Source organism: Streptomyces sp. NPDC001502 (assembly GCF_042894785.1).
In the GTDB taxonomy this organism is placed as follows: Bacteria; Actinomycetota; Actinomycetes; order Streptomycetales; family Streptomycetaceae; genus Streptomyces; species Streptomyces kutzneri.
In genome coordinates this window covers 68,495-88,017 of record NZ_JBIAVW010000011.1, presented here as the reverse complement: position 1 = coordinate 88,017, position 19,523 = coordinate 68,495, and the positions used below count along the sequence as shown (strand labels likewise).

15 protein-coding genes, 1 tRNA gene, 1 other RNA gene and 1 pseudogene are annotated in these 19,523 nt (G+C 69.9%); 6 read left to right on the top strand and 12 right to left on the bottom strand.

The features are described from left to right. Together ACFY0D_RS20980 and ACFY0D_RS20975 are read left to right on the top strand one after the other, a co-directional pair. Nucleotides 1–1,884: a BTAD domain-containing putative transcriptional regulator gene (locus ACFY0D_RS20980; protein WP_390799638.1), complete on the top strand. Its 1,884-nt coding sequence runs from the start codon at nt 1–3 to the stop codon at nt 1,882–1,884. Nucleotides 1,885–1,942: 58 nt separating this feature from the next. Then, a pseudogene (locus ACFY0D_RS20975) lies at nt 1,943–2,884 on the top strand (hydroxyacid dehydrogenase); the annotation flags it as partial. A gap of 100 nt (nt 2,885–2,984) precedes the next feature. On the opposite strand, the gene ACFY0D_RS20970 reads toward ACFY0D_RS20975, so the two are convergent. From ACFY0D_RS20970 to ACFY0D_RS20920, 11 genes are all read right to left on the bottom strand, one after another. Further along, entirely contained in the window at nt 2,985–5,099 is a 2,115-nt protein-coding gene (locus ACFY0D_RS20970) for a PaeR7I family type II restriction endonuclease (RefSeq protein WP_390799637.1), read from the bottom strand. A gap of 199 nt (nt 5,100–5,298) precedes the next feature. Then, on the bottom strand, nt 5,299–5,961 hold the full coding sequence (locus tag ACFY0D_RS20965) for a hypothetical protein (protein ID WP_390799636.1): 663 nt from the start codon (nt 5,959–5,961) through the stop codon (nt 5,299–5,301). Continuing rightward, on the bottom strand, nt 5,958–6,440 hold the full coding sequence (locus ACFY0D_RS20960) for a hypothetical protein (RefSeq protein ID WP_390799635.1): 483 nt from the start codon (nt 6,438–6,440) through the stop codon (nt 5,958–5,960). Before ACFY0D_RS20960 ends, ACFY0D_RS20965 begins: the two co-directional genes overlap by 4 nt. A 317-nt stretch (nt 6,441–6,757) precedes the next feature. Next, on the bottom strand, nt 6,758–9,178 hold the full coding sequence (locus ACFY0D_RS20955) for a helicase-associated domain-containing protein (protein ID WP_390799634.1): 2,421 nt from the start codon (nt 9,176–9,178) through the stop codon (nt 6,758–6,760). A 613-nt stretch (nt 9,179–9,791) separates the two neighbouring features. Next, the gene (locus ACFY0D_RS20950; protein WP_390799633.1) at nt 9,792–10,199 is read right to left on the bottom strand and encodes a thiol-disulfide oxidoreductase DCC family protein; all 408 of its coding nucleotides are present in this window, start codon (nt 10,197–10,199) and stop codon (nt 9,792–9,794) included. 96 nt (nt 10,200–10,295) lie between these two features. After that, the gene (locus ACFY0D_RS20945) at nt 10,296–10,769 is read right to left on the bottom strand and encodes a hypothetical protein (protein ID WP_390799632.1); all 474 of its coding nucleotides are present in this window, start codon (nt 10,767–10,769) and stop codon (nt 10,296–10,298) included. Nucleotides 10,770–10,814: 45 nt separating this feature from the next. Further along, nucleotides 10,815–11,768, bottom strand: coding sequence for a sporulation-delaying protein SdpB family protein (locus tag ACFY0D_RS20940; protein WP_390799631.1), 954 nt, complete (start codon nt 11,766–11,768; stop codon nt 10,815–10,817). Then, nucleotides 11,768–12,367: an SdpA family antimicrobial peptide system protein gene (locus ACFY0D_RS20935; protein WP_390799630.1), complete on the bottom strand. Its 600-nt coding sequence runs from the start codon at nt 12,365–12,367 to the stop codon at nt 11,768–11,770. Before ACFY0D_RS20935 ends, ACFY0D_RS20940 begins: the two co-directional genes overlap by 1 nt. Nucleotides 12,368–12,451: 84 nt before the next feature. Beyond that, nucleotides 12,452–13,129 carry a sporulation delaying protein family toxin gene (locus ACFY0D_RS20930; protein WP_266383446.1) on the bottom strand — a complete coding sequence of 226 codons (678 nt, stop codon included), beginning with the start codon at nt 13,127–13,129 and terminating at the stop codon, nt 12,452–12,454. A 271-nt stretch (nt 13,130–13,400) separates the two neighbouring features. Continuing rightward, nucleotides 13,401–14,375 carry a DUF1648 domain-containing protein gene (locus ACFY0D_RS20925; protein WP_390799629.1) on the bottom strand — a complete coding sequence of 325 codons (975 nt, stop codon included), beginning with the start codon at nt 14,373–14,375 and terminating at the stop codon, nt 13,401–13,403. After that, entirely contained in the window at nt 14,372–14,719 is a 348-nt protein-coding gene (locus tag ACFY0D_RS20920) for a GntR family transcriptional regulator (protein WP_390799628.1), read from the bottom strand. The genes ACFY0D_RS20925 and ACFY0D_RS20920 overlap by 4 nt, the downstream gene beginning before the upstream one ends. Before the next feature lie 377 nt (nt 14,720–15,096). On the opposite strand from ACFY0D_RS20920, the gene ACFY0D_RS20915 reads away from it, so the two are divergent. Continuing rightward, the gene (locus tag ACFY0D_RS20915) at nt 15,097–15,567 is read left to right on the top strand and encodes a PIN domain-containing protein (RefSeq protein ID WP_390799627.1); all 471 of its coding nucleotides are present in this window, start codon (nt 15,097–15,099) and stop codon (nt 15,565–15,567) included. Nucleotides 15,568–15,645: 78 nt separating this feature from the next. Here ACFY0D_RS20915 and ACFY0D_RS20910 read toward each other — a convergent pair. After that, nucleotides 15,646–15,733 (bottom strand) — tRNA-Ser (locus tag ACFY0D_RS20910). A gap of 107 nt (nt 15,734–15,840) precedes the next feature. Between ACFY0D_RS20910 and ffs the strand changes: the two genes are divergently transcribed. The 3 genes from ffs (at nt 15,841) to purD (ending at nt 19,523) form a co-directional block, all read left to right on the top strand. Next, nucleotides 15,841–15,939, top strand: an RNA gene (gene ffs / locus ACFY0D_RS20905) — signal recognition particle sRNA small type. A gap of 77 nt (nt 15,940–16,016) precedes the next feature. Further along, nucleotides 16,017–18,209 (top strand): DNA polymerase III subunit gamma and tau, encoded by a 2,193-nt coding sequence (locus ACFY0D_RS20900; protein WP_390799626.1) that lies wholly within the window; start codon nt 16,017–16,019, stop codon nt 18,207–18,209. A 60-nt stretch (nt 18,210–18,269) separates the two neighbouring features. Continuing rightward, nucleotides 18,270–19,523 carry a phosphoribosylamine--glycine ligase gene (gene purD, locus ACFY0D_RS20895; protein ID WP_390799625.1) on the top strand — a complete coding sequence of 418 codons (1,254 nt, stop codon included), beginning with the start codon at nt 18,270–18,272 and terminating at the stop codon, nt 19,521–19,523.

The following is a 19,523-nucleotide window of genomic DNA, read 5'->3' as shown; positions in this document are numbered from 1 at the left end:
ATGCGAGTCAATCTTCTGGGGTCGTTCGAGATCTATGCCGGAGAAAGCTCCGTCAACACCGCACCTGCAGCCCAGAAAATGCGTCAGATCCTGGCCGTCCTGACCCTGAACGCGAACAGGGTGGTGCGGTCGCATCAACTCGTCGACGAACTGTGGGAAGACAATCCACCCGCCAGCGCCAGCACGGCGCTGCAGACGTACATCTATCAGATCAGGAAGAAGTTCGAGCTGGGCAGCCCGCGACGGGGCGGCTCCCGCACGAACGCCGAGACGCCGTCCCTGAGCACGATCGACGGCGGGTACCAGCTGACACTCGCCGCCGATCGCGTGGACGCGTTCCTCTTCGAACCCCTCGTTTCCCGCGGACGCAGGGAATTCCAGGCGGGCGACCACCCGCGCGCCCGTGACTCGGCGGCCGCGGCCATGGAACTGTGGCGCGATTCGGCCCTGGTGGACGTGCGCAAGGGCGCCCTCCTGGAGGCCGAAGCGCTGCGCCTGGCCGAGCTGTACAGCAGTGCCAGGAATCTACGCATCGAGGCAGATCTCCATCTCGGCCGCCACCACGAGCTCCTGGGGGAGCTCACGTCCCTGGCCGCACTCGAACCCACCAACGAGGGAGTGCAGCGCAGCCTGATGACGGCGCTGTACCGAACGGACCGAAGGGCGGACGCGCTGCGGGTGTTCCACCGGGCACGCGCCTCGATCGCCGATGAACTCGGACTCGATCCCTCACCCGAACTGCAGGCCCTGCACACGGCCATCCTCAACTCGGACGATTCCCTGCTGTCGTCGCCCCACCCGGCGCGTGCGGTCGCGGCCGTCTCCGCCCCCACCGTCCAGGCACCGTGCCACGTGCCCGCCCCGCAGGGCCGGCTGACCGGCCGGACGGGCCAGCTGGTCCGCATCGTCGGCGCGCTGACTCCCCAGCCGGCGACAGGAGAAAGGTCTCTCGTCGTGGTGGGCGGCGGTCCTTCGTCGGGCAAGAGCGAGCTCTGCCTCCACGCCGCCCAGCAGGTCAGGGACCACTACCCCGATGGGCAGCTGTTCGCCCGGCTCCTCGACGACGACAACCGGCAGGTCGGTCACGCGGAGATCCTGCGCTCCTTCCTGCGCGGCCTCGGAGCGACCGGGGAACAGCTCGAACTCGACGTCACCGATCTCAGCCTGCTCTACCGCACGTGGACCGCCGACCGTCGCGTCCTCGTCGTGCTGGACGACGTGACCCGGGCGGAGGACCTCTCCCTGCTCCTGCCGTCCGGCACGGGATGCGGAGCACTGGTCAGCGGCCGGCGGCGGCTGTTCGTCCCCTCGGCCACCGAGCACATCACCCTCGACCGGCTTCCGCTCGACGATTGCCTGGAGGTCCTGCTGACCGCCGTCCCGGAGCACCGGATCACCATGGACCCGGAGGGGGTCCGCGGTCTGGCCGAGCTCTGCCAGGGACTGCCCGGCGCACTCTTCGCCGTGACGTCGAAACTCCGGCTGCGGCCGCACTGGACCGCCCGTCAGGCGATCACCTGGATCACCGGGTCCTCGTACGCCCGCGAGGACCCGCTGGGCACCCAGGCCGGCCTCGACCGCACACTGGCCGCCGTGCCCGCCGCGGTCCGGGCGGCATTCCACACGCTGGCCGCCCAGGGGGACCCGGCGCGCATCACCCCGGCGACCGCGGCCGTACTCCTCGGCACCGACGAGCACCACGCCGAAGCGGTGCTCGAAGAGCTCGTGGAGCTGTACCTCCTGAGCGCCTCCACGCCCTCGCAGGACGGGCGGTTCTCCTACGCGTACGACTACTCCGGGCAGGCACTGCGGGAACACCGCATCTCCTGGGGACGCCGTGCCGTGCGCCCGGACCGCGCGCTGGCGCCCCCCGCGGCGGCCTGAACGGCCCCGCCGCCCACTGCGGCCGACCCCGCCCGCCCCACGCCCTCAAGGAACCCCTGTGAACGCCAAACCCGTCGTGCTCGTCGCCGACCCGCTCTCTCCCGCCGCACTGGAAGCCCTCGGCAGCGACGTCGAAGTCCGCCGGTGCGACGGCACGGACCGGCCCGCCCTGCTGGCCGCCGTCCGCGACGCGGACGCGCTGCTCATCCGCAGCGCCACGACCGTGGACGCCGAGGTCATCAGGTGCGCCGAGCGCCTCACGTTCATCGGCCGGGCCGGCGTCGGCCTGGACAACGTCGATGTCCGGGAGGCCGATCGCCGCGGCATCCTGGTGACCAACGCCCCCACCGCGAACGTGGTGTCCGCCGCCGAGCTGACCTGTGCGCTGATCATGGCCGCCGCGCGCCACATCGTCCCGGCCGGGACCGCCCTGAAGCAGGGCACCTGGAGCCGCAGCCGCCATACGGGCTTCGAGCTGTTCGGCAAGACGCTCGGTGTCATCGGCCTCGGCCGCATCGGCACCCTCGTCGCCGAGCGGATGGCGGCGTTCGGCATGGACATCGTCGCCCACGATCCGTACCGGCAGGATGCCTCCCCGGACGGGATCAAGCTCATGTCCCTGGAAGACCTGCTGCACCGTGCCGACGTCGTCACCGTCCACTTGCCGAAGACCCCGGAGACCACCGGTCTGATCGGACAGGCCGAGCTGGGGCGGATGAAGCCCACGGCGCTCGTCGTCAACGTCGCCCGGGGCGGCATCGTCGACGAGGACGCGCTTCATTCCGCGCTGAGCTCGGGGCGCATCGCAGGCGCCGCCCTGGACGTCTTCAGCCATGAACCGTGCACCGAGTCTGCGTTGTTCGGCCTGGACAACGTCACGGTGACGCCGCACCTGGGCGCCGGCACCACGGAAGCCCAGGACCGGGCGGGAGTGACGGTCGCGCTCGCCGCACTGGCGGCGCTCCTGCCCGAGCCGACGGCCACCGGGGTGCCGTACGGCGCCTGAGGCCCGCCCGAGGAGGAGCATGACGCGGATCACGCGAGCGGGCCGCCCCGTGCCGGCGGCCACCAGGACATCGGGCTACGGCCGACCCGGCTGGTCACGCTCTGCGGGGCGTCCCGGCAGCGGTCCGGACGGCCTGGCGTATGCCCAGGTCGACACCGCGCTCGTCCGCAAGCCCTGCGAAGTGGCCTGCTGAATCCGGATGGTCCCGCAACGCGGATGCCACGATGCTTGCCGCGTCTCCGTCGAGCTCGCGCAACCAGGGACGGATCGCGTCCTGCGGGTCCCACTGGTTCCAGGACTCATCCCACTTGCACATGGTACGAACGGCCTCATCCAGCAGATCCCATTCGCTCCGCTCAGCCGCGTAGGCGGATACAGCGTGAAGCCAGGAGACAGCACGCGCTGCCTCACCGAACTGCACCATCCTTGTGCCGTTTCCGCCTGCATGTTCAGCGAATGCGTGCATAAGCGCGTTGGCGTGCTGGGGGTTCCGGGACAGGGGCGGTGCCGCGACTTCCGGAGGGAGCCGGGTCAGGACATCCAGATGCAGGTCGTAGTCATCGGGGTAGTCCGAGATGAGCACGAGCAGTGCGTCGACGGAGGCGGAATCACCTGTACTGGCGGAGGCCAACAGCGGTGCCGCCTGCTCAACGGGCGGGCCCTGAGGCACGCTGAATTCGCGCGCGATCAGAGTGAGCAGTTCTCCGACGCTCTGGGGTCTCTGTGCGGGGTCAGGCTGCGTGGTAGCCCTGACTACGCTGCGCCAAGGGCCGGCGGGCGGGAGCAGGACTACGTTCGCCTGGGGTGTCTTTCCGGTGAGTGCCCAAGCGATCACACGTCCAAGGCTGTAGATATCGCTGGCATGAGTGGTGGTGTCATGCGGGTCCATGGACAGTTCAGGCGCGGCGAATCCCTCGGTGCCGATGTAGTGCCCTGTCCGGCCGGGCACAGTCGTCTGCCCCCGTGGTCGACGCCCGATTCCCCAATCGGCGAGGACCCACCGCTCCTGGAGGAGCAGGATGTTGGAGGGCTTGATGTCGCGGTGCACCCAGTCCCGTTTGTGTGCTTCAGCCAGCACGGATGCCATGGAATTCACCAGGGCGTGCAGCTGCTCAGGGTCTCGGAGCTGTTCGTGACGGTCTTCTGCAGTCGCGTCAGCCATAGGCATGACAAACCAGGCGCCATCCGGCTCGGCGTCGAGAACCGGCATGGCGTGCGGGTGGGTGCTCAGCAGGCGCGATATCTCAATCTCGCGCTGCATTCGGGCAGCAGCAAGGTCGCGCTTTGATCGGCGACGCTTGAAGGCTACCTCCGTCTTTGACAGCTTGTGAACGGCGCGAAATACCTGAGCCTGGCCACCCTCTCCCATCGGGAGCCGGTCGAGCGCGTATGCGTTGCGATCTCCGCATGCATTCAGGAGAATTTCTTTGTAGTGGCCGAGGTCTTCCGGGAGGGTCGTTGACGGTCCGGAAGGTGCGTGCGCAGATGCAGTGCTCGTGATCGAGCCTGCCGCAGACAGCGCCGAGGCGTACGAGAGCACTCGTGTGCTCAGCCCGTCGACGAATCCTTTGACCGGCATGTCCTTACGGGGCTCTTCAAACGAAGGGTCTTCGCCTTTGCCTACGGATACGTATGCGATTCCATCGTAAAGACCGTCGCTATGGAACTGGGCGAATGTCTCACCCAGTCGCTCTTTGTAGGAGCCTCGGGTTGCCCGGGTGGCATTTGCGCCTTGGCCCTCTTCGAGAACGAAGAATATGCCGAGGTATGGGCGAAATCTCTCGATGCTCTGGCCGTCGTGCTGCCTGACAGCGAAGGCATTTGACGTCAGCTCTTGGATGCGATTGTTGAAATTGTTTCCGTAGGCGGGGCCGCCGAGCGACTTGATGACGATGGCGGCGAGAGGGATGTCGTCCCTGAAGATCGCCAGATCCCATGCCGAGCGACCGAGACCGTAAGAGCCCGGGAATTCTGCGGCCCGACCGATTCGAATCCACGATTGGTCGATGCCACGCGCGACGAGGGCCTCACTCAAGGCTGTCGCCAGGGCATCGTGCTGGCCACCTGCTCTCACCGCTGAGAGCTCATTGGCAGCGGCGCCCCGGCGGACGGACCCTTGCATGCGCCACTCGCGCGCGGCCCAATAAAATCGGGCTGCTTCCCTCACTGGCTCGGCCATGGCCCCCCGTTCGGCGTTGATCGCGACCATCGGCCAGGCTACAGAGCGGGTCTGACACCGGGTGAGCCGCGTGGTCGCGTCGGAAGCGCCGCGGACGGCCGAGGGCCTACCAGCACCGAGCTGCCGAGGAGGAGTGGTGAGCCTCCGCTGGGTTCTGGGCCCATCCTGACGAGACAGGGCGCCAACCATGGCCGGTTGGCGCCTTCTTCGTTCGGGAAACGGGATTGCGTCAGCGCTTGTTCTTCCAGTTCCGGATGGCCTGGTCGAGCTGTGACCGCAGTCGGTCAGCGGCATCCGTGCCCGGCAACAGCTCGGGGTACGACTCGCTCGGGCGCCCAGCGATCAGGGCCCCCAGGTTGGTGGAACTCTGCGAGGGAAAGACGAGCGAGCACTTCTTCGGACCCATTTCCTGGGCCAGCCCGAGGAACCCCCGGCCGATGCCAAGGGGAGGTGAGGCGCTGTAGTGCTTCGCTTCGATCGCTGCGACGAGCTTGGCGCTCCGCGGGTGCACCCCGGCCTGCCGACTCCGCTCGGCTTCCTGGTGATCGATGATGGCGACGTCGCATTCGTGTGCGACTTTCGATGTGGCGGCGACGACATAGACGCCCAGGTGGATCTCCAGCCGCTTCTGGATGCCGGGGAAGCTGACCAGGATGTAGGTGAAGGTGCCTGACCAGAGGTTTCCCGGGGACCTGCGGAAGCGCAGTGCGGTGGCTTGAGTCCTGCCGTCCTGGGTGAGCAGTGCGGTACCGCCGGCCGCCCTCGCGGCATCGAGACACAGGGTCAGTAGCGATGCCTCGTAGAGGTCGGATTCATCCGCACTGTTGCGGTATACGGGCTGCAGGACACCAATCGCCTTCTCGATGGCCTGGACCAGGCTTGCCCTGCTCATCGGTTGGCCTCCACACGAGAGTTGGTTCCCTCGGACAACAGCTCCCGCACCAGTTCGAGCGCGACGTGCGCCTGCTCCGTTTCCTGCTGGAGGTGGATGGAGGAGGGAATTTCCAGTTCCGGGTCACCGAACTCGATGGTCAGGTCCATCTCGTGAGCCAGCGCCGTGTCCAGCGCGGCTTTGCGCGAGGCGTACATGGTCTCGGCGAGCGTCAGGATGGCACCGCGGATGAGGTCGATGCTCTCGTCGCCCGTGTACGGGATGACTGCGACGTCGGACTCCCCGAGGCGTTGCAGTTTCGTCTCCGCCAGCCTGCTGGCACGCGCCGCGTACTGGCTCTCCTGCTCCTGCTTCAGCTTCTCTTCGGAAACGGCCCGACCCTGTCGCACTTCCTGGTCGAGCTGGCTCGCCACATCCCCTAACTTGCCCTCTTTGAGCTGCTCCATGATGCGGGTGTACTGATCGCTGTCGAAAGACACGTGGCCCCTCCCTGAGTGCCTCTCCAGGACTGTACTCACGGGCGCTGACAGATGAGGGCGAGTTGATCGACACGAGCCGATCGAGGCCCCGTCGGTTGCCGACGGTCACTCGTTAGGTCACGCATGTTCCGATCGGGCCTGACGCCGGACTGACGAAGTACGACGAGGCGTACGTGAACTGCGCGGACCTTCACACGGTTGCGAAGCCGCGGTTGCGAAGGAAGCTGGGGCTGCTTGCTCCGGGTGAACTGCACCGTGTGGAGGACTCGGTCCGTCTGATTCTCGGGCTGCAGCGCTGACCCTGTCCGCGGACTGACCTACGCCGGCATGACGCTGTGGATGCGGGACAGTGTGAAGACTCGTTCGGCGTCCCGCAGGTGGCACCACGCTTCGAGGTAGGGCGGGTCGAGTTCGAGGCGGCTGAGGGTACGGACGGTGCGGCTGCCCGAGGCTGCGACGTACTCGACCGTGATGGCGGTGCCGGCGTCGAGGGCGTGGCCGAGCTGGCGCACGTCGGCGTAAGTCAGCTGCGTGGCGTACCCGGCGACGATCTCCTCGGTATCCGTTCCGAAAGGCACTCCGGTGCCGAAGGGACCGGGCTCCGGGGCGGTTGGCGGGACGTTCAACAGCCGTGCTGCCAAAGTGCGTGCTTCATCAACCGTCGGCGCCTCAGCCGCCCGGCCTGCCACGCGTCCCGTGCCGGTCTTTGCAGAGGTCTTCCGTGGAGTGGGAACGGCGGCGGCCCGCCGAGGTGGGACCTTCTCGATGCGTACGGTTCCATCGGCGGCTTCGGCGACGGGGGCGTAACCCTCGCTCCGTAGCGCGGCCAGGGTCCGGTCGGGTGCGGCGGCGCTGACGAGCACCGTCGGCGCGAGCTGCCGGAGCCCGAGTGAGGTCAGTCCTCGGTGGGCGGCGAGCTCGGCCAGGAGCGCCGGCTCGTCGCCATGGATGACGCAGGCGGCGGGGGCGATGCGTACCCGGCCGTGACGGCGTGCCGCATCGGCGATGAGGTAGGACAGCGGCTGCGGCAGGGGCCCCGCCGCAATGGCGGCCAGCTCGGCCGAGATCGCTTCCGGAGTGCGGCCGGCGTCCAGGGCACGGCGGATGCTGTTGGCGCTGAACCGCCATACCGAGGCCGCCCCGCTGGTCTCACGGGCCGCGGTCGCATCCAGGAGCTCGGCGAGGCATGCCGCGGGTGTGCCGCTGACGACGGCCGTGAGGTCGCCGCCGAGCCGGGCTGTGCCGGTGGCCTCGGGCAGCAGTCGCCGGCACTCGGCGGCCAGTTCCTCAGCGTCACCGGCCAGCAGAGCCGCGCCGAGCGGCGAGAGGGAGCCTCGGGCGACAACGCCCAGCAGCTCGGCCTCGCGGACCGTGGTGGCGAACGGTGTCTCATCGCTGAACGACGGGTGGGCGAGCGGACGGTGCCAGGCCACGAGCGGGCCCAGATCCGTGGCGACCCGCGCGCCCCGTCCTTCCGGGAGCCCTGCCGCCGCGGCGAGGAGCCCACCGCGCGCCTGCATGCAGCCGTCGCACAGAGGTGTTCCGGCCAGGGCCGGGAGCGCCTTGTTGTCCTCGTCGCGGGACTGGGACGGGGTGAGCGGCAGCTTCCACCATGCCTGAAGAAGCACGGCGAACCGGGCCGCGGGTGCCTGCGCCGCCCAGGCGTCGTACTCCTTGGTGGGCGCGACGCGGGGGCCGTCCGTGGCCAGTAGCCCCACCGAGTACGCAGTCTCCAAGGCGATGCGCACCACGACGTCAACGGCATGTGCGGTCTTGCCGATTCGGCTCAGTTCGCGCGCGCCGACCCCACCGGACTTCAGCCGGGCCGGTGGAGCCGCCGAGCAGACCGACAGGACCGAGGCGGCGTGGGCCGCGAAGGCCGTGGCTGCCGCTGCTGCCTCTCGGTTCACCTCCACAGCCGTGACGAAGACCAGCTCCGTGGCGGGCGGTACGGGTTGGAACGGGGCATGCCAATCGGGCCCGCGCAACGCCAGCGCCACCTCGGCGGGCATGCGGTCCCTCCCGTATCCGTGGTGATCGCAGACGAGGAAGCCCCGGTCCAGGGCCCAGCGTGCGCCCGGCCGGGAATCGGCCTCGGGAGCCCCGAACACGATGGACTCCTTCTGCGGCGACACTGACTCCGCTCGTCGCCGAAGCAGCTCCCGGGCGGCAGACGGGGCCTTCGCGATCATGGAGGCCACGCGCTCTGGATCGCTGTGGTGTTCCAGTACAGCGGCCACGCGCTGCTGCCGGGTGCCGACCGGCTTGATGCCCAGTGCCACGAGCATGCCGCGCAGTTCCTCGGAGGTCACGCCTTCCAGCAGCTTCTCCAGCGGAGCGTCCAGCCCCAGGGGAGCGTCCCATGCGTGCCGCAACGGCGCCGCCATGTGGAGATCTCCGTCACCGTCCGGCCAAACCAGAGCGTGATCGGCCAGAACCTCCAACACGACGTCGAGTTCCCGGGCGGCGGCAGACGCCGTCGCTCCCAGGTTCCTCGCCAGGGTGCCGCGCGACAACGTTCCCAAGGCGGCCAGGGTCTCGGCCACCTGCAGGCACGGCAGCGGGAGCTGCGGCAGAGCGCGCGCCACCGACCCCGGCCGCTGAAGGCGTTCCGCCACTTCCTCTGTCGAGCGGGGCTCCGGAGGGGCCACAGCGTCCTTCCGCGCCACGATGACGCGTGCCAGCCGCGCGCCGTCGAGACCGGCGAGCCAGGCGGCCAGTGTGGATCGGGACGTCATGACAGCACCTCGCCCGGCCGGGAACGTACAAGAGGGCCGGATCCGGCCCGCACCGGGATCAAGGATTGCGCATCCCACCGGCCCGCAGGTGCCGTACGGACGGGTTCACCCGGGGGCGGGCCACTGACGGGCCGATCGAGACCGCGGGTGAGACCAGGACACGGGGTCCCCGACGTGGTGGTCGACGCGATCACGGGCTGGGAGCCGGGCGGGTCGGCGCGCCCGCTGCACGCACGTGACCGGGCCCAGGCCGAAGAGCGCCGCCAGGGCAGACCGGCGATGCGTTCTGGGGCGCCGCCGAGGGGCCTCCAGGCCCCAACCGAGACGGGACAAGCGAAGAGCCCCGCTGCAAGCAGCGGGGCTCTTCGACATCGTGCCCGGTGAGGCACTGGCGGAGGATACGAGATTCGAACTCGTGAGGGGTTGCCCCCAACACGCTTTCCCCATGTTCGTATGCCTGTCCGGCGGGGGCCGTACCCGTCCTGACCTGCGGAGGAGTTCGCTCTTAGCAGGTCTGCGGATGGTCCCGGACGGGGCCGAATGAGACCAGAACTGAGACCGGCCGCAAAGCGGTCGGCTTGGTGTCTGTAACCAAGCCCGCTTGGGTGTGGTGTCAGTCGGTGTCACGGGTTGCGGGCCGCAGATGGGCGGGCAGGGAGCAGGCCGCCGTTCCGCCAGGCAGGCGGTGGCGGTTCACGGCGACCACGCGGTACACGAGTCGGGCGGTCCAGCTGACCGGAGGCAGTGTCATGGCCTGCCCTGCGAGTTGCCAGGACCGGCGCGGGCACTGTTTCAGCAGGTGCGCCACCGCGTCCGCGCCGCCGTGCACGACGGCCGTGCCGGGCTCGATCCACGGGACCTCCCGGTCGGCTCGTTCGGCGGTGATGCCCAGTGCGTTCAGGTTGGCGAATTGCCAGGGGGTGACGACGGCGTCGGGGTCCAGCAGGCGCACGGCGGTGTTGACGGCTGTGGTGCAGAAGCCGCAGTCGCCGTCGTACAGCAGGGTCGGCCGTTCGGCCATGGTCCGTCTCCTTGTCATGCGGTGCGTCCCTGGAGGCGCCCGCCGGGTCCGGATTCGTACGAGGGCCCGGCCGCGCGCTCCCGGGGGCTTTCTCCATCACGGCTTGCGAGGAGCGCCTTGCTGCTCAGCGGCTGCCGTCGACGGAGCCGTCTGTTTGACGGGCCAGGTGGTGAGCGGCATCTGCTGGCCGCAGTCTTGGGCGCCCTCGTCCTTGCAGACGTAGACCGAGGCTGTGGTGGTGGGGGCGTAGTGGGTCTTGAAGCTGACGGGTGTGCTTCCGGGGCCGCACTGCGTGGCGAGCTTGCGCGCGGGGGTGGGGGCGAAATCGTGGATCGCCATCGACCACAGCGAATAGCAGCCGGGGCCGGCGTTCTTCAGTTCGCCCCGGACGACGAGTGTGGAGGAGAGGATTCCGCTGCCCCTTTCCAGCGACCTGCTGCCGTCGGCGGTGGCGGTCCCGTGGCTGGCGGACCACGGCAGGCCGGCGGCCGAGGAGGAGGTGGCCGCGAGCATGACGGTGGCAGCCGAAGCCAGGGCCACGGTGAGGGACTTCAGGGTACGAGAGCTCATCAGAATAGTCCTTTCGACGGGATGACCCACAGATGTCCGGGCTGATCAGGCATGGACGGGCTGTTCGGCGGGCTTCTCCGCTTCCGCAGGAGCCTGTCCGGGAGCATCTGCTCGCTTGCGCCACAGGCGGGTGAGGCGGGGATCGTGCCCGTAGGGGGCGAGGAGGAGCAGCAGGCCCGCCCACATGGCGAAGGCGAAGCTCCACAGGCCCATGACGACCGCGATGCCCAGGTGGAACAGCACTCCCGCGGGCAGGAGCGCCCATCTCACCTTCTGCGGCATGAGCAGCGCGGCAGCGAGGACGATCTCGAGCATGAGAGGGCCCCAGGTCATCGCGGCGACGCCCACGGGGTTGTCGATGACCAGGTTCAGGGCGGGCCTGAGCCAGTCGGGGGCGCCGAAGGCGTAGTTGTTGATCCAGTAGTACAGGGCGCTGCCGTCGGCCCACTCGGCGTGGGGCAGCTTGGCCACGCACGACTGGAAGTAGATGACGGACATCTGGATACGGGCCAGGGTGATCGCGCTGACCCCGATCAACGCCCAGGTACTGCTGCGTGTGCTCTCCGACAGCTGGGGCGGCTGCGGCTGCGGCTGCCAGTGCCAGCGGCGTGGGTCGCCGACGGCCACGAGGACGAGCAGCAGGGTGAGGATCCACGTGACCTGGTCGCCGCCGTCCGGGATGGAGATACCGGTGAACACGCTGAACGCGACGTAGGCATGAGGGATCGCGGTGAATCTGGGCCACCAGCCGCTGGCCGCGGCGACCAGGATCAAGCAGCATGCCCACCGCACCGCTTCGAAGTGGTCGGGGGAGACGAGGCAGAACGCTCCGGCTCCCGTGACACCCCGGCACAGCGGGTACTGGCCGACGGTGGAGACCTCCCGGAAGAGGGTCGCGCTGTCGCTGAAGGCGAGGGTTCCCAGGGTGCCGAGGGCGAGAAGGGTCCGGGCCAGTCCGTAGCCGGCCGCCCAGGGGAGGGTGATGGTGCGTCGTCGCATCAGCACATCACCTCCAGCACCATGACGCGTTCCGTCGAGTGGGACTCGGGTACGAGATCACGCCATGCGTACGGCGTGGGGCGCTCCTGCAGCAGGCCCACGGTCCCGCACAGGGTCGGGTCCGGTGAGCCGTTCTCCACCGTTCGGGCGGCGGGCCCCGCGTTGGACAGACAGTCTTCACGGCTGTCCGTGCAGTCGTGCCAGTCGGACTTCTGAGCTGCCGACAGCAACATGGCGATTTCCACGCCCTGGGCTCGTGATTCACGGTTCAGCCCGAAGGCGTTATGAGGCGAGGCATGCGGAGTCAGCGAAAGCCCTCGCCACCCGTTGGATGTCTTCTCGTAGGGGGCGACCTCAGGATCACGCGGTGATTTGGTGAAGAAGGCCCACCCTTGGGGTGCGATATTGACGACTGTGTGCTTCACCTTTGTTTGCCCCGGCAACGTGATGACGTTTTTCGGGACCTGTTCCTGGACTGCGTAAAGAACGATCGCCGACCAGACGGCACACGCGAGGGCGATCGATTTCCAGGACACGGAGACCATGCCTGTTCCGCTGCGTGTGAATGCGGCACAGGCGGTGCGAATTTTGCTGTTCATGTTGGGGTGGGGGTCCTCTGCCGCCGGGACGGGATACAGCACCGCGGGGGCGGGGAGTCTGCAGCCTCTCCGCCCCCGCACCGCTTACGCGGCCTTGAGGGCCTTCGTCACCTGCGCGACGGCCTCGTCCTTCGACAGCGGGGTGCCGTCACCCGTGGTGGGCTGCGGGCTCCAGAACCAGTTCTTGCCCTTGACGAAATTGGCACCCACGGCGACGGTCACCGTCACCACGGCGCCGGCCGCGGTGACGACAGCGGCGATGTGGACGACGGCCGCGCCAACCGCGACGGTCACGCCACAGAGCTGGCCGTTCTCGACCGGGGCAGCCTTGTCGTCCTTCTGGGCCACGGACAGGAGCATGTCCTGAGCGCCGGTGACGGCCTTCTCGACCTGGCGGGGGTCCCCGCTCCGGGTCTTCGCGCTGAGGTCTGCGAAGAAGCCGGGCGACCGCTTGTTGATCAGGTCGATCACAGCGTTCGAGGCCCGCACCTCGTCGAGGTCGTCGTTGTCGAGGTGCTGGCGAGCCTCCGCGAAGAGGTCCAGCTGCGACAGGCCGCGGCCGACTTCGCCCTGCCCGAAGAAGAGGCCACGGAAGACGTTCTCGCCATCGGCCTTGGCCGAGACGGACGGCGCGGCGGCAACGGTCTTTCCGGACACCGCGTTCGAGTCCGCCATCGCCGACGGCGCTGCGGCCACGCACAGGGCTGCCGCAGTCACGCCGGCCACTACCAGGATGCCGCGCTGCTTGATGTTCAACTTCATTCCCCTCGTTAGAAAAACGTCAGGGGGCAGCAAGGCGTAAGATCCACCGCCCCCCGATGCGTGATCTTGCTCAGGGATATTCGCACAGTGAATGATCGCAAGTCGAGCAAATATGGCCGCACTCACAACCGCGCGAAACGGGGCGAATGTTTCCGGTGATCTTCAGGACGGAATTGGCCATCCATCGCGAGTGGGGTTGACTCTGCGGATTCTTAGCGGGTCTCGGTCGAGATGCGGTGGTGAATGTATTCAGTCAGATTGGCTCAATTAATCAGCTCGCCTGCCGGTTGGAGAGGGAGTTGAGCAGTGCGGCGCCGCGCTCGGCGTCGTCGACGCTCACGGCGAACTCCGTACCTTTGCGGGGGTGGATGACCAGGCATTCGCCGGCCCGGAGCATTACGGTCGTGCCCAGGCCGCTGAGCCGGTAGCCCCAGCCGCCGACCTGCGCCGGTGTCCGTGACTCCGCCCGCGCCGATTCGATGTCCTGGGCCTCCCAGTGGCGCACGGGCCAGCCGAACGGGCCGAAGGCCACGTCCAGGCCCGTCTCTGTCACCCGCGCCTGCACCGACGAGCAGAAGAGCACGAGGGTCGAGGCGATCGCGAACGGTGCGATCAGCGCCCACTGCAGGTCGATCAGCCCGCCAGCGGCGGCCAGTGCGGCGGCTGCGGCCACGAGGCCGGTGAGGGCGGCGGTCAGGTGGAGCCACGGGTTCGCCGCACGGGAGAGCCAGGCGAAGCGTTCCCCCTCGGGGATCTCCATCCTCGTCGCGCCGCCGGTCTCCTCGCCGGAGGTCGCGGCACCGCCACGGCGGCCCGCCAGCCACCCGAGCACGCCGGCGGCCGTCGCGGCCACGATGGTGACCGTGACTCCGGTACCCACCGAGCCGGCCTCGCTCCATACGGCCCGGTCCAGGTTGGCGCGCACGATGGACGCCTGGACACCCGCAAGGAACACGCCGCCCGACAGCAGCGTCACGCCGACCCACGGCCTCGCGGCCACGCCCCCGCGGCGTCCCGCGAAGGCGACGGACAGCGCCAGGACCGCCCAGATCAGCGCGGGGAACAGCGATGCTGCCCACAGCGGCATCGAGCCGTCGGGTGAACTCCCACCCCAGTGCGTGGCCAGACGCTTCGGCAGGCGACTGCTCGCGGCCGGCGGAAGTGCGGCCAGTGCGGCCAGAACGCCCGCTGCCCATATGGCCGCACCCCAGCGCGCGCCGTTCGTCCGCTTCGTACGGTCGTTCACGAAAGCCCCCTGATCAGTTCGATGAGGTCGTTCTTGCTATAGCCCTGACGCGCCGCGTCGGCGACCAGCCGGCGCGCTCTGTCCAGCAATTCCGACCGCTGGTCGGCGCCTTCAGCGACCGTTACCCCGCGGCCCCGCCGGAACTCCAGCACCCCCTCGTCCCGAAGGGCCCGAAGGCCCCGCAGCACGGTGTTGGCGTTGACGCCCAGGGCCCGGGAGAGATCGCGGGCAGGCGGCAGCCGGTCCCCCGGCCCACACTCCCCGTCGGCGATGGCGCGCCGGATCGCGCCTGCCACCTGCTCGTGCAGGGGCCGACTGTCTGCGGTGTCCAGTCTCAGCAGCATGATGCTAATGATCGTAGCACCATCGGTTTCTTAGGGTCTGGGTTCCCCAAGCCCGGGCGTGGGGGAGCTGCGGGGCGATGCGACCGCCGCTCTGACTCATTCCTCCACCCGGAAACGCCGGGAAGGGTCAAGAACCGCCTGTGCCGAGGGTGTGCGCGCTGGGGTCTTGCCGGTCAAGTCGCGGGCGAGGTTCGTGGCGGACAGCTGATGCGCCGCTATGGGTGTCGTGCGGCGATGGCCTGTGACGCCTGCCGGGCCGGAGCCATCCCGAGGCCTCGAGTGGCGTGGAGCGGGAGCTGCAACCAGAACTGCAACCGCGGATCGACGAAGGACCCGACCGCTGAGCGATCGGGTCCTTCGTTTGCCCTGGTGGGCGAGTGCGGCTGCCGTCCTGCCGCGAGCTCGGACAGGGCGGCGATGACGGTTTCCTGGTGGTCACTGGTACCCAGCACCTGGGCGGTATGGCGGAGCAGAGCGCCCACGGCGGCTGCCGTGGCGGCGACGCTGGCCGCTGCGACGTGCTGATTTATCTGCTCGACACCAATGTGGTCGCCGAGATCACCACCCGGCCGAGGCCTGCCCCGGCCGTCGTCGCCTGGGCTCGGTCTGTTCCAGCTCCTGCCCTCTATCTGAGCGTCATCACGATCGCGGAGATCGAGGCGGGCATCCAAGGGACGCCGGATCTGGTGCGGCGTACCGCTTTCGAGCGGGCGCTGGCGGACATCCGTGATCAGTACCGCGACCGGATCGCCACCGTCGGAGAGCGGGAGGCACTCGCCTACCTCGCTCTTCGCCGGAGGCTGAGGCCGAAATATGGTGGGTCATCCACCTATGTCGCAAATAGCTGAGACTGGAACTGAGACCACGGAACGCAGAAGGCCCCGGCCGGTTTCCCGGTCGGGGCCTTCAAGTGCCCGGTGAGGCACTGGCGGAGGATACGAGATTCGAACTCGTGAGGGGTTGCCCCCAACACGCTTTCCAAGCGTGCGCCCTAGGCCACTAGGCGAATCCTCCGCCGCAAACAATACAAGACGTTGAGGGGTGCTCGCGAACGTGATCGTCACGGGGAGAGCAGGTCGGGGTCCGGCTCGATTCCGGGGCCTTCCATCCGCTAGGGTGGGGCCAGCCCCTCACGTGGCGCTATCTCACCCAACTCCCCCAGGGCCGGAAGGCAGCAAGGGTAAGTGGGCTCTGGCGGGTGCGTGGGGGGCGCTTTGCGTTCCGGGCAGGGTCCGGGATGCCCCCCAGGGGCTTCGGCGGGCCGCTGATGTCGGTGGGCCCGGATAACCTCGTATACGTGTCGTCCCTTGCGCTGTACCGCCGCTACCGCCCCGAGTCGTTCGCCGAGGTCATCGGGCAGGAGCATGTCACTGCCCCGCTGATGCAGGCCCTGCGCAACAACCGGGTCAATCACGCGTACCTGTTCAGCGGGCCGCGCGGCTGCGGCAAGACCACCAGCGCGCGCATCCTCGCCCGGTGCCTGAACTGTGAGCAGGGTCCCACCCCCACCCCCTGCGGGGAGTGCCAGTCCTGCCGGGACCTGGCCAGGAACGGGCCGGGGTCCATCGACGTCATCGAGATCGACGCCGCCTCGCACGGTGGTGTGGACGACGCCCGTGACCTGCGCGAGAAGGCCTTCTTCGGGCCGGCGTCCAGCCGCTACAAGATCTACATCATCGACGAGGCCCACATGGTCACCTCGGCGGGCTTCAACGCCCTGCTGAAGGTGGTCGAGGAGCCGCCGGAGCACCTCAAGTTCATCTTCGCCACCACGGAGCCGGAGAAGGTCATCGGGACCATCCGGTCCAGGACGCACCACTACCCCTTCCGGCTCGTGCCGCCCGGCACCCTGCGGGACTACCTGGGCGAGGTCTGCGGGCGCGAGGGCGCCCAGGTCGAGGACGGCGTGCTGCCGCTGGTCGTGCGCGCCGGCGCCGGGTCCGTACGTGACTCGATGTCCGTCATGGACCAGCTGCTCGCCGGCGCCGCCGACGACGGTGTGACGTATGCCATGGCCACCTCGCTGCTCGGCTACACCGACAGCTCGCTGCTCGACTCCGTCGTCGACGCCTTCGCCGCCGGGGACGGGGCGGCCGCGTTCGAGGTCGTCGACCGGGTCGTCGAGCGGGGCAACGACCCGCGCCGGTTCGTCGCCGACCTGCTGGAGCGGCTGCGCGACCTGGTGATCCTGGCCGCCGTGCCGGACGCCGGGGAGAAGGGGCTGATCGACGCCCCCGCCGATGTCGTGGAGCGGATGCAGGCCCAGGCATCCGTGTTCGGGGCCGCCGAGCTGTCGCGCGCCGCCGACCTGGTCAACACCGGGCTCACCGAGATGCGGGGCGCGACCTCGCCGCGGCTGCAGCTGGAGCTGATCTGCGCCCGGGTGCTGCTGCCCGCCGCCTTCGACGACGAGCGGTCCTTCCAGGCCCGGCTCGACCGGCTGGAGCGCAGCGGCCCGCCCGCCGCCGCGGCCTTCGCCGCGCCGCCGGCCGCCGCGCCCGCCATGGGCTACGTGCCCGGGCCCGAGGCGCATGCCATGGCGCCCGCCGGTCCGGGTGGGGGTGCGGCCGCCGCCCGCGCCGCCGCGCCCGCGCCCGCCCCGGTGCAGGCTCCCGAGCCGGTTCAGGCCGTCCCGGCCCCCGCGCCCGCTGCCGCTCCCGCCCCGGCCGCCCCCGCCCCCGCTCCCGCCCCGGCGGCCTCCGCCCCCGGCGCCTGGCCCGGCGCCGCGCAGCCCGGGAGCGGCGCGCCCGGTGCCTGGCCCGGAGCCGCGGCCCCGGCCGCCGCCGCTCCGGCCGCGGGTGCCTGGCCCGGCGCGGCCGCGTCCGCCCCGGCCCCCACTCCCGCGCCCGCCGCTCCGGCCGCCGCCCCCGCTCCGGCCCCCGCGCCCTCCCCCGGCATGGCCGCCGGAGCCGGGCAGGTGCAGGCGATGTGGCCCGGCGTGCTGGAGGCCGTCAAGAACCGCCGCCGCTTCACCTGGATCCTGCTCAGCCAGAACGCCCAGGTCACCGGTTTCGACGGGACCACCCTCCAGCTGGGCTTCCCCAATGTCGGAGCCCGCGACAACTTCGCCAGCAGTGGCAGCGAGGACGTCCTGAAGGCGGTCCTGTCCGAGCAGTTCCAGGTCAACTGGAAGATCGAGGCCGTCATCGGCGGCGGTGCCCCGGCCCCGGTCCAGACCTCCTCGTACGGCTCCTCGTACGGGGCCCCGGCCGCGCCCGCCCCCGCCTACAGCCCGCCGCCGGCCCAGGCGCAGCAGCAGGCTCCCGCCCCGCAGGCCCCGCCTGCCGCGCCGTACACGCAGCAGCAGCCGTCCCAGCAGTCGGCTCCCGCCCCGCAGCCCCCCGTACAGCACGCGCCCCCGCCGGTCGCCCCCGAGGACGACTTCGCCGAGGACGACGATCCCGACCTCGTCGAGAGCGCGCTGTCCGGACACGACCTGATCGTGCGCGAGCTCGGAGCCACCGTTGTGGAGGAATACACAAATGAGTGACCGGTCCTGATTGGGTGGCCGCACGAAGGCGGCCGCGCCGTCCGGGCTAGTCTGAGCAGCGTGAAGGTCCTCGTCATCGGCGGCGGCGCCCGCGAACATGCCCTGTGCCGCTCTCTGTCCCTCGACCCCGACGTCTCCGCGCTGTACTGCGCTCCCGGCAACGCCGGCATCGCCGAGGTGGCCGAGCTCCGCCCGGTCGACGCCCTCGACGGCGGCGCCGTGGCCGCTCTCGCCACCGAACTCGAAGCCGGGCTGGTCGTCGTCGGTCCGGAGGCCCCGCTGGTCGCCGGCGTCGCCGACGCCGTGCGCGCCGCCGGGATCCCCGTCTTCGGCCCGTCCGCCGAGGCGGCGCAGCTCGAAGGCTCCAAGGCCTTCGCCAAGGACGTGATGGCCGCGGCCGGGGTCCCGACCGCCCGCAGCTACGTCTGCACCACCCCGGAAGAGGTGGACGAGGCCCTCGACGCCTTCGGCGCCCCGTACGTCGTCAAGGACGACGGCCTCGCCGCCGGCAAGGGCGTCGTGGTCACCGAAGACCTGGCCGTCGCCCGCGCGCACGCGCTCGCCTGCGACCGGGTGGTCATCGAGGAGTACCTCGACGGCCCCGAGGTCTCCCTCTTCGCCATCACCGACGGCGTCACCGTGGTCCCGCTCCAGCCGGCGCAGGACTTCAAGCGCGCCCTGGACGGCGACGAGGGCCCCAACACCGGCGGCATGGGCGCGTACTCCCCGCTGCCCTGGGCCGACCCGAAGCTGGTCGACGAGGTCATGGAGCTGGTCCTCCAGCCGACCGTCGACGAGCTCCGCCGCCGCGGCACCCCCTTCTCCGGGCTGCTCTACGCGGGCCTCGCGATCACCGGCCGCGGCACCCGGGTCATCGAGTTCAACGCGCGCTTCGGCGACCCCGAGACCCAGGTGGTCCTGGCCCGGCTGCGCACGCCCCTCGCGGGCGTGCTGCTGGGAGCCGCCAACGGCACCCTGGACGCCCTGCCCCCGCTGGTCTGGCGCGAGGACGCGGCTGTCACGGTGGTCATCGCCTCCCACAACTACCCCGAGACCCCCCGCACCGGGGACCCGATCGAGGGTCTGGCCGAGGTGGCCGCCGAGGACGGGCCGGACGCCTACGTGCTGCACGCCGGGACCCGGCACGAGGGCGACGCGGTGGTCAGCGCGGGCGGCCGGGTGCTGTCGGTGACGGCGACCGGTTCCGATCTGGCGCAGGCGCGCGAGAAGGCGTATAAGGCGGTGGCGCGCATCCGTCTCGACGGCTCGCAGCACCGTACGGATATTGCGGCCAAGGCGGCCGAGGGCCGCTGA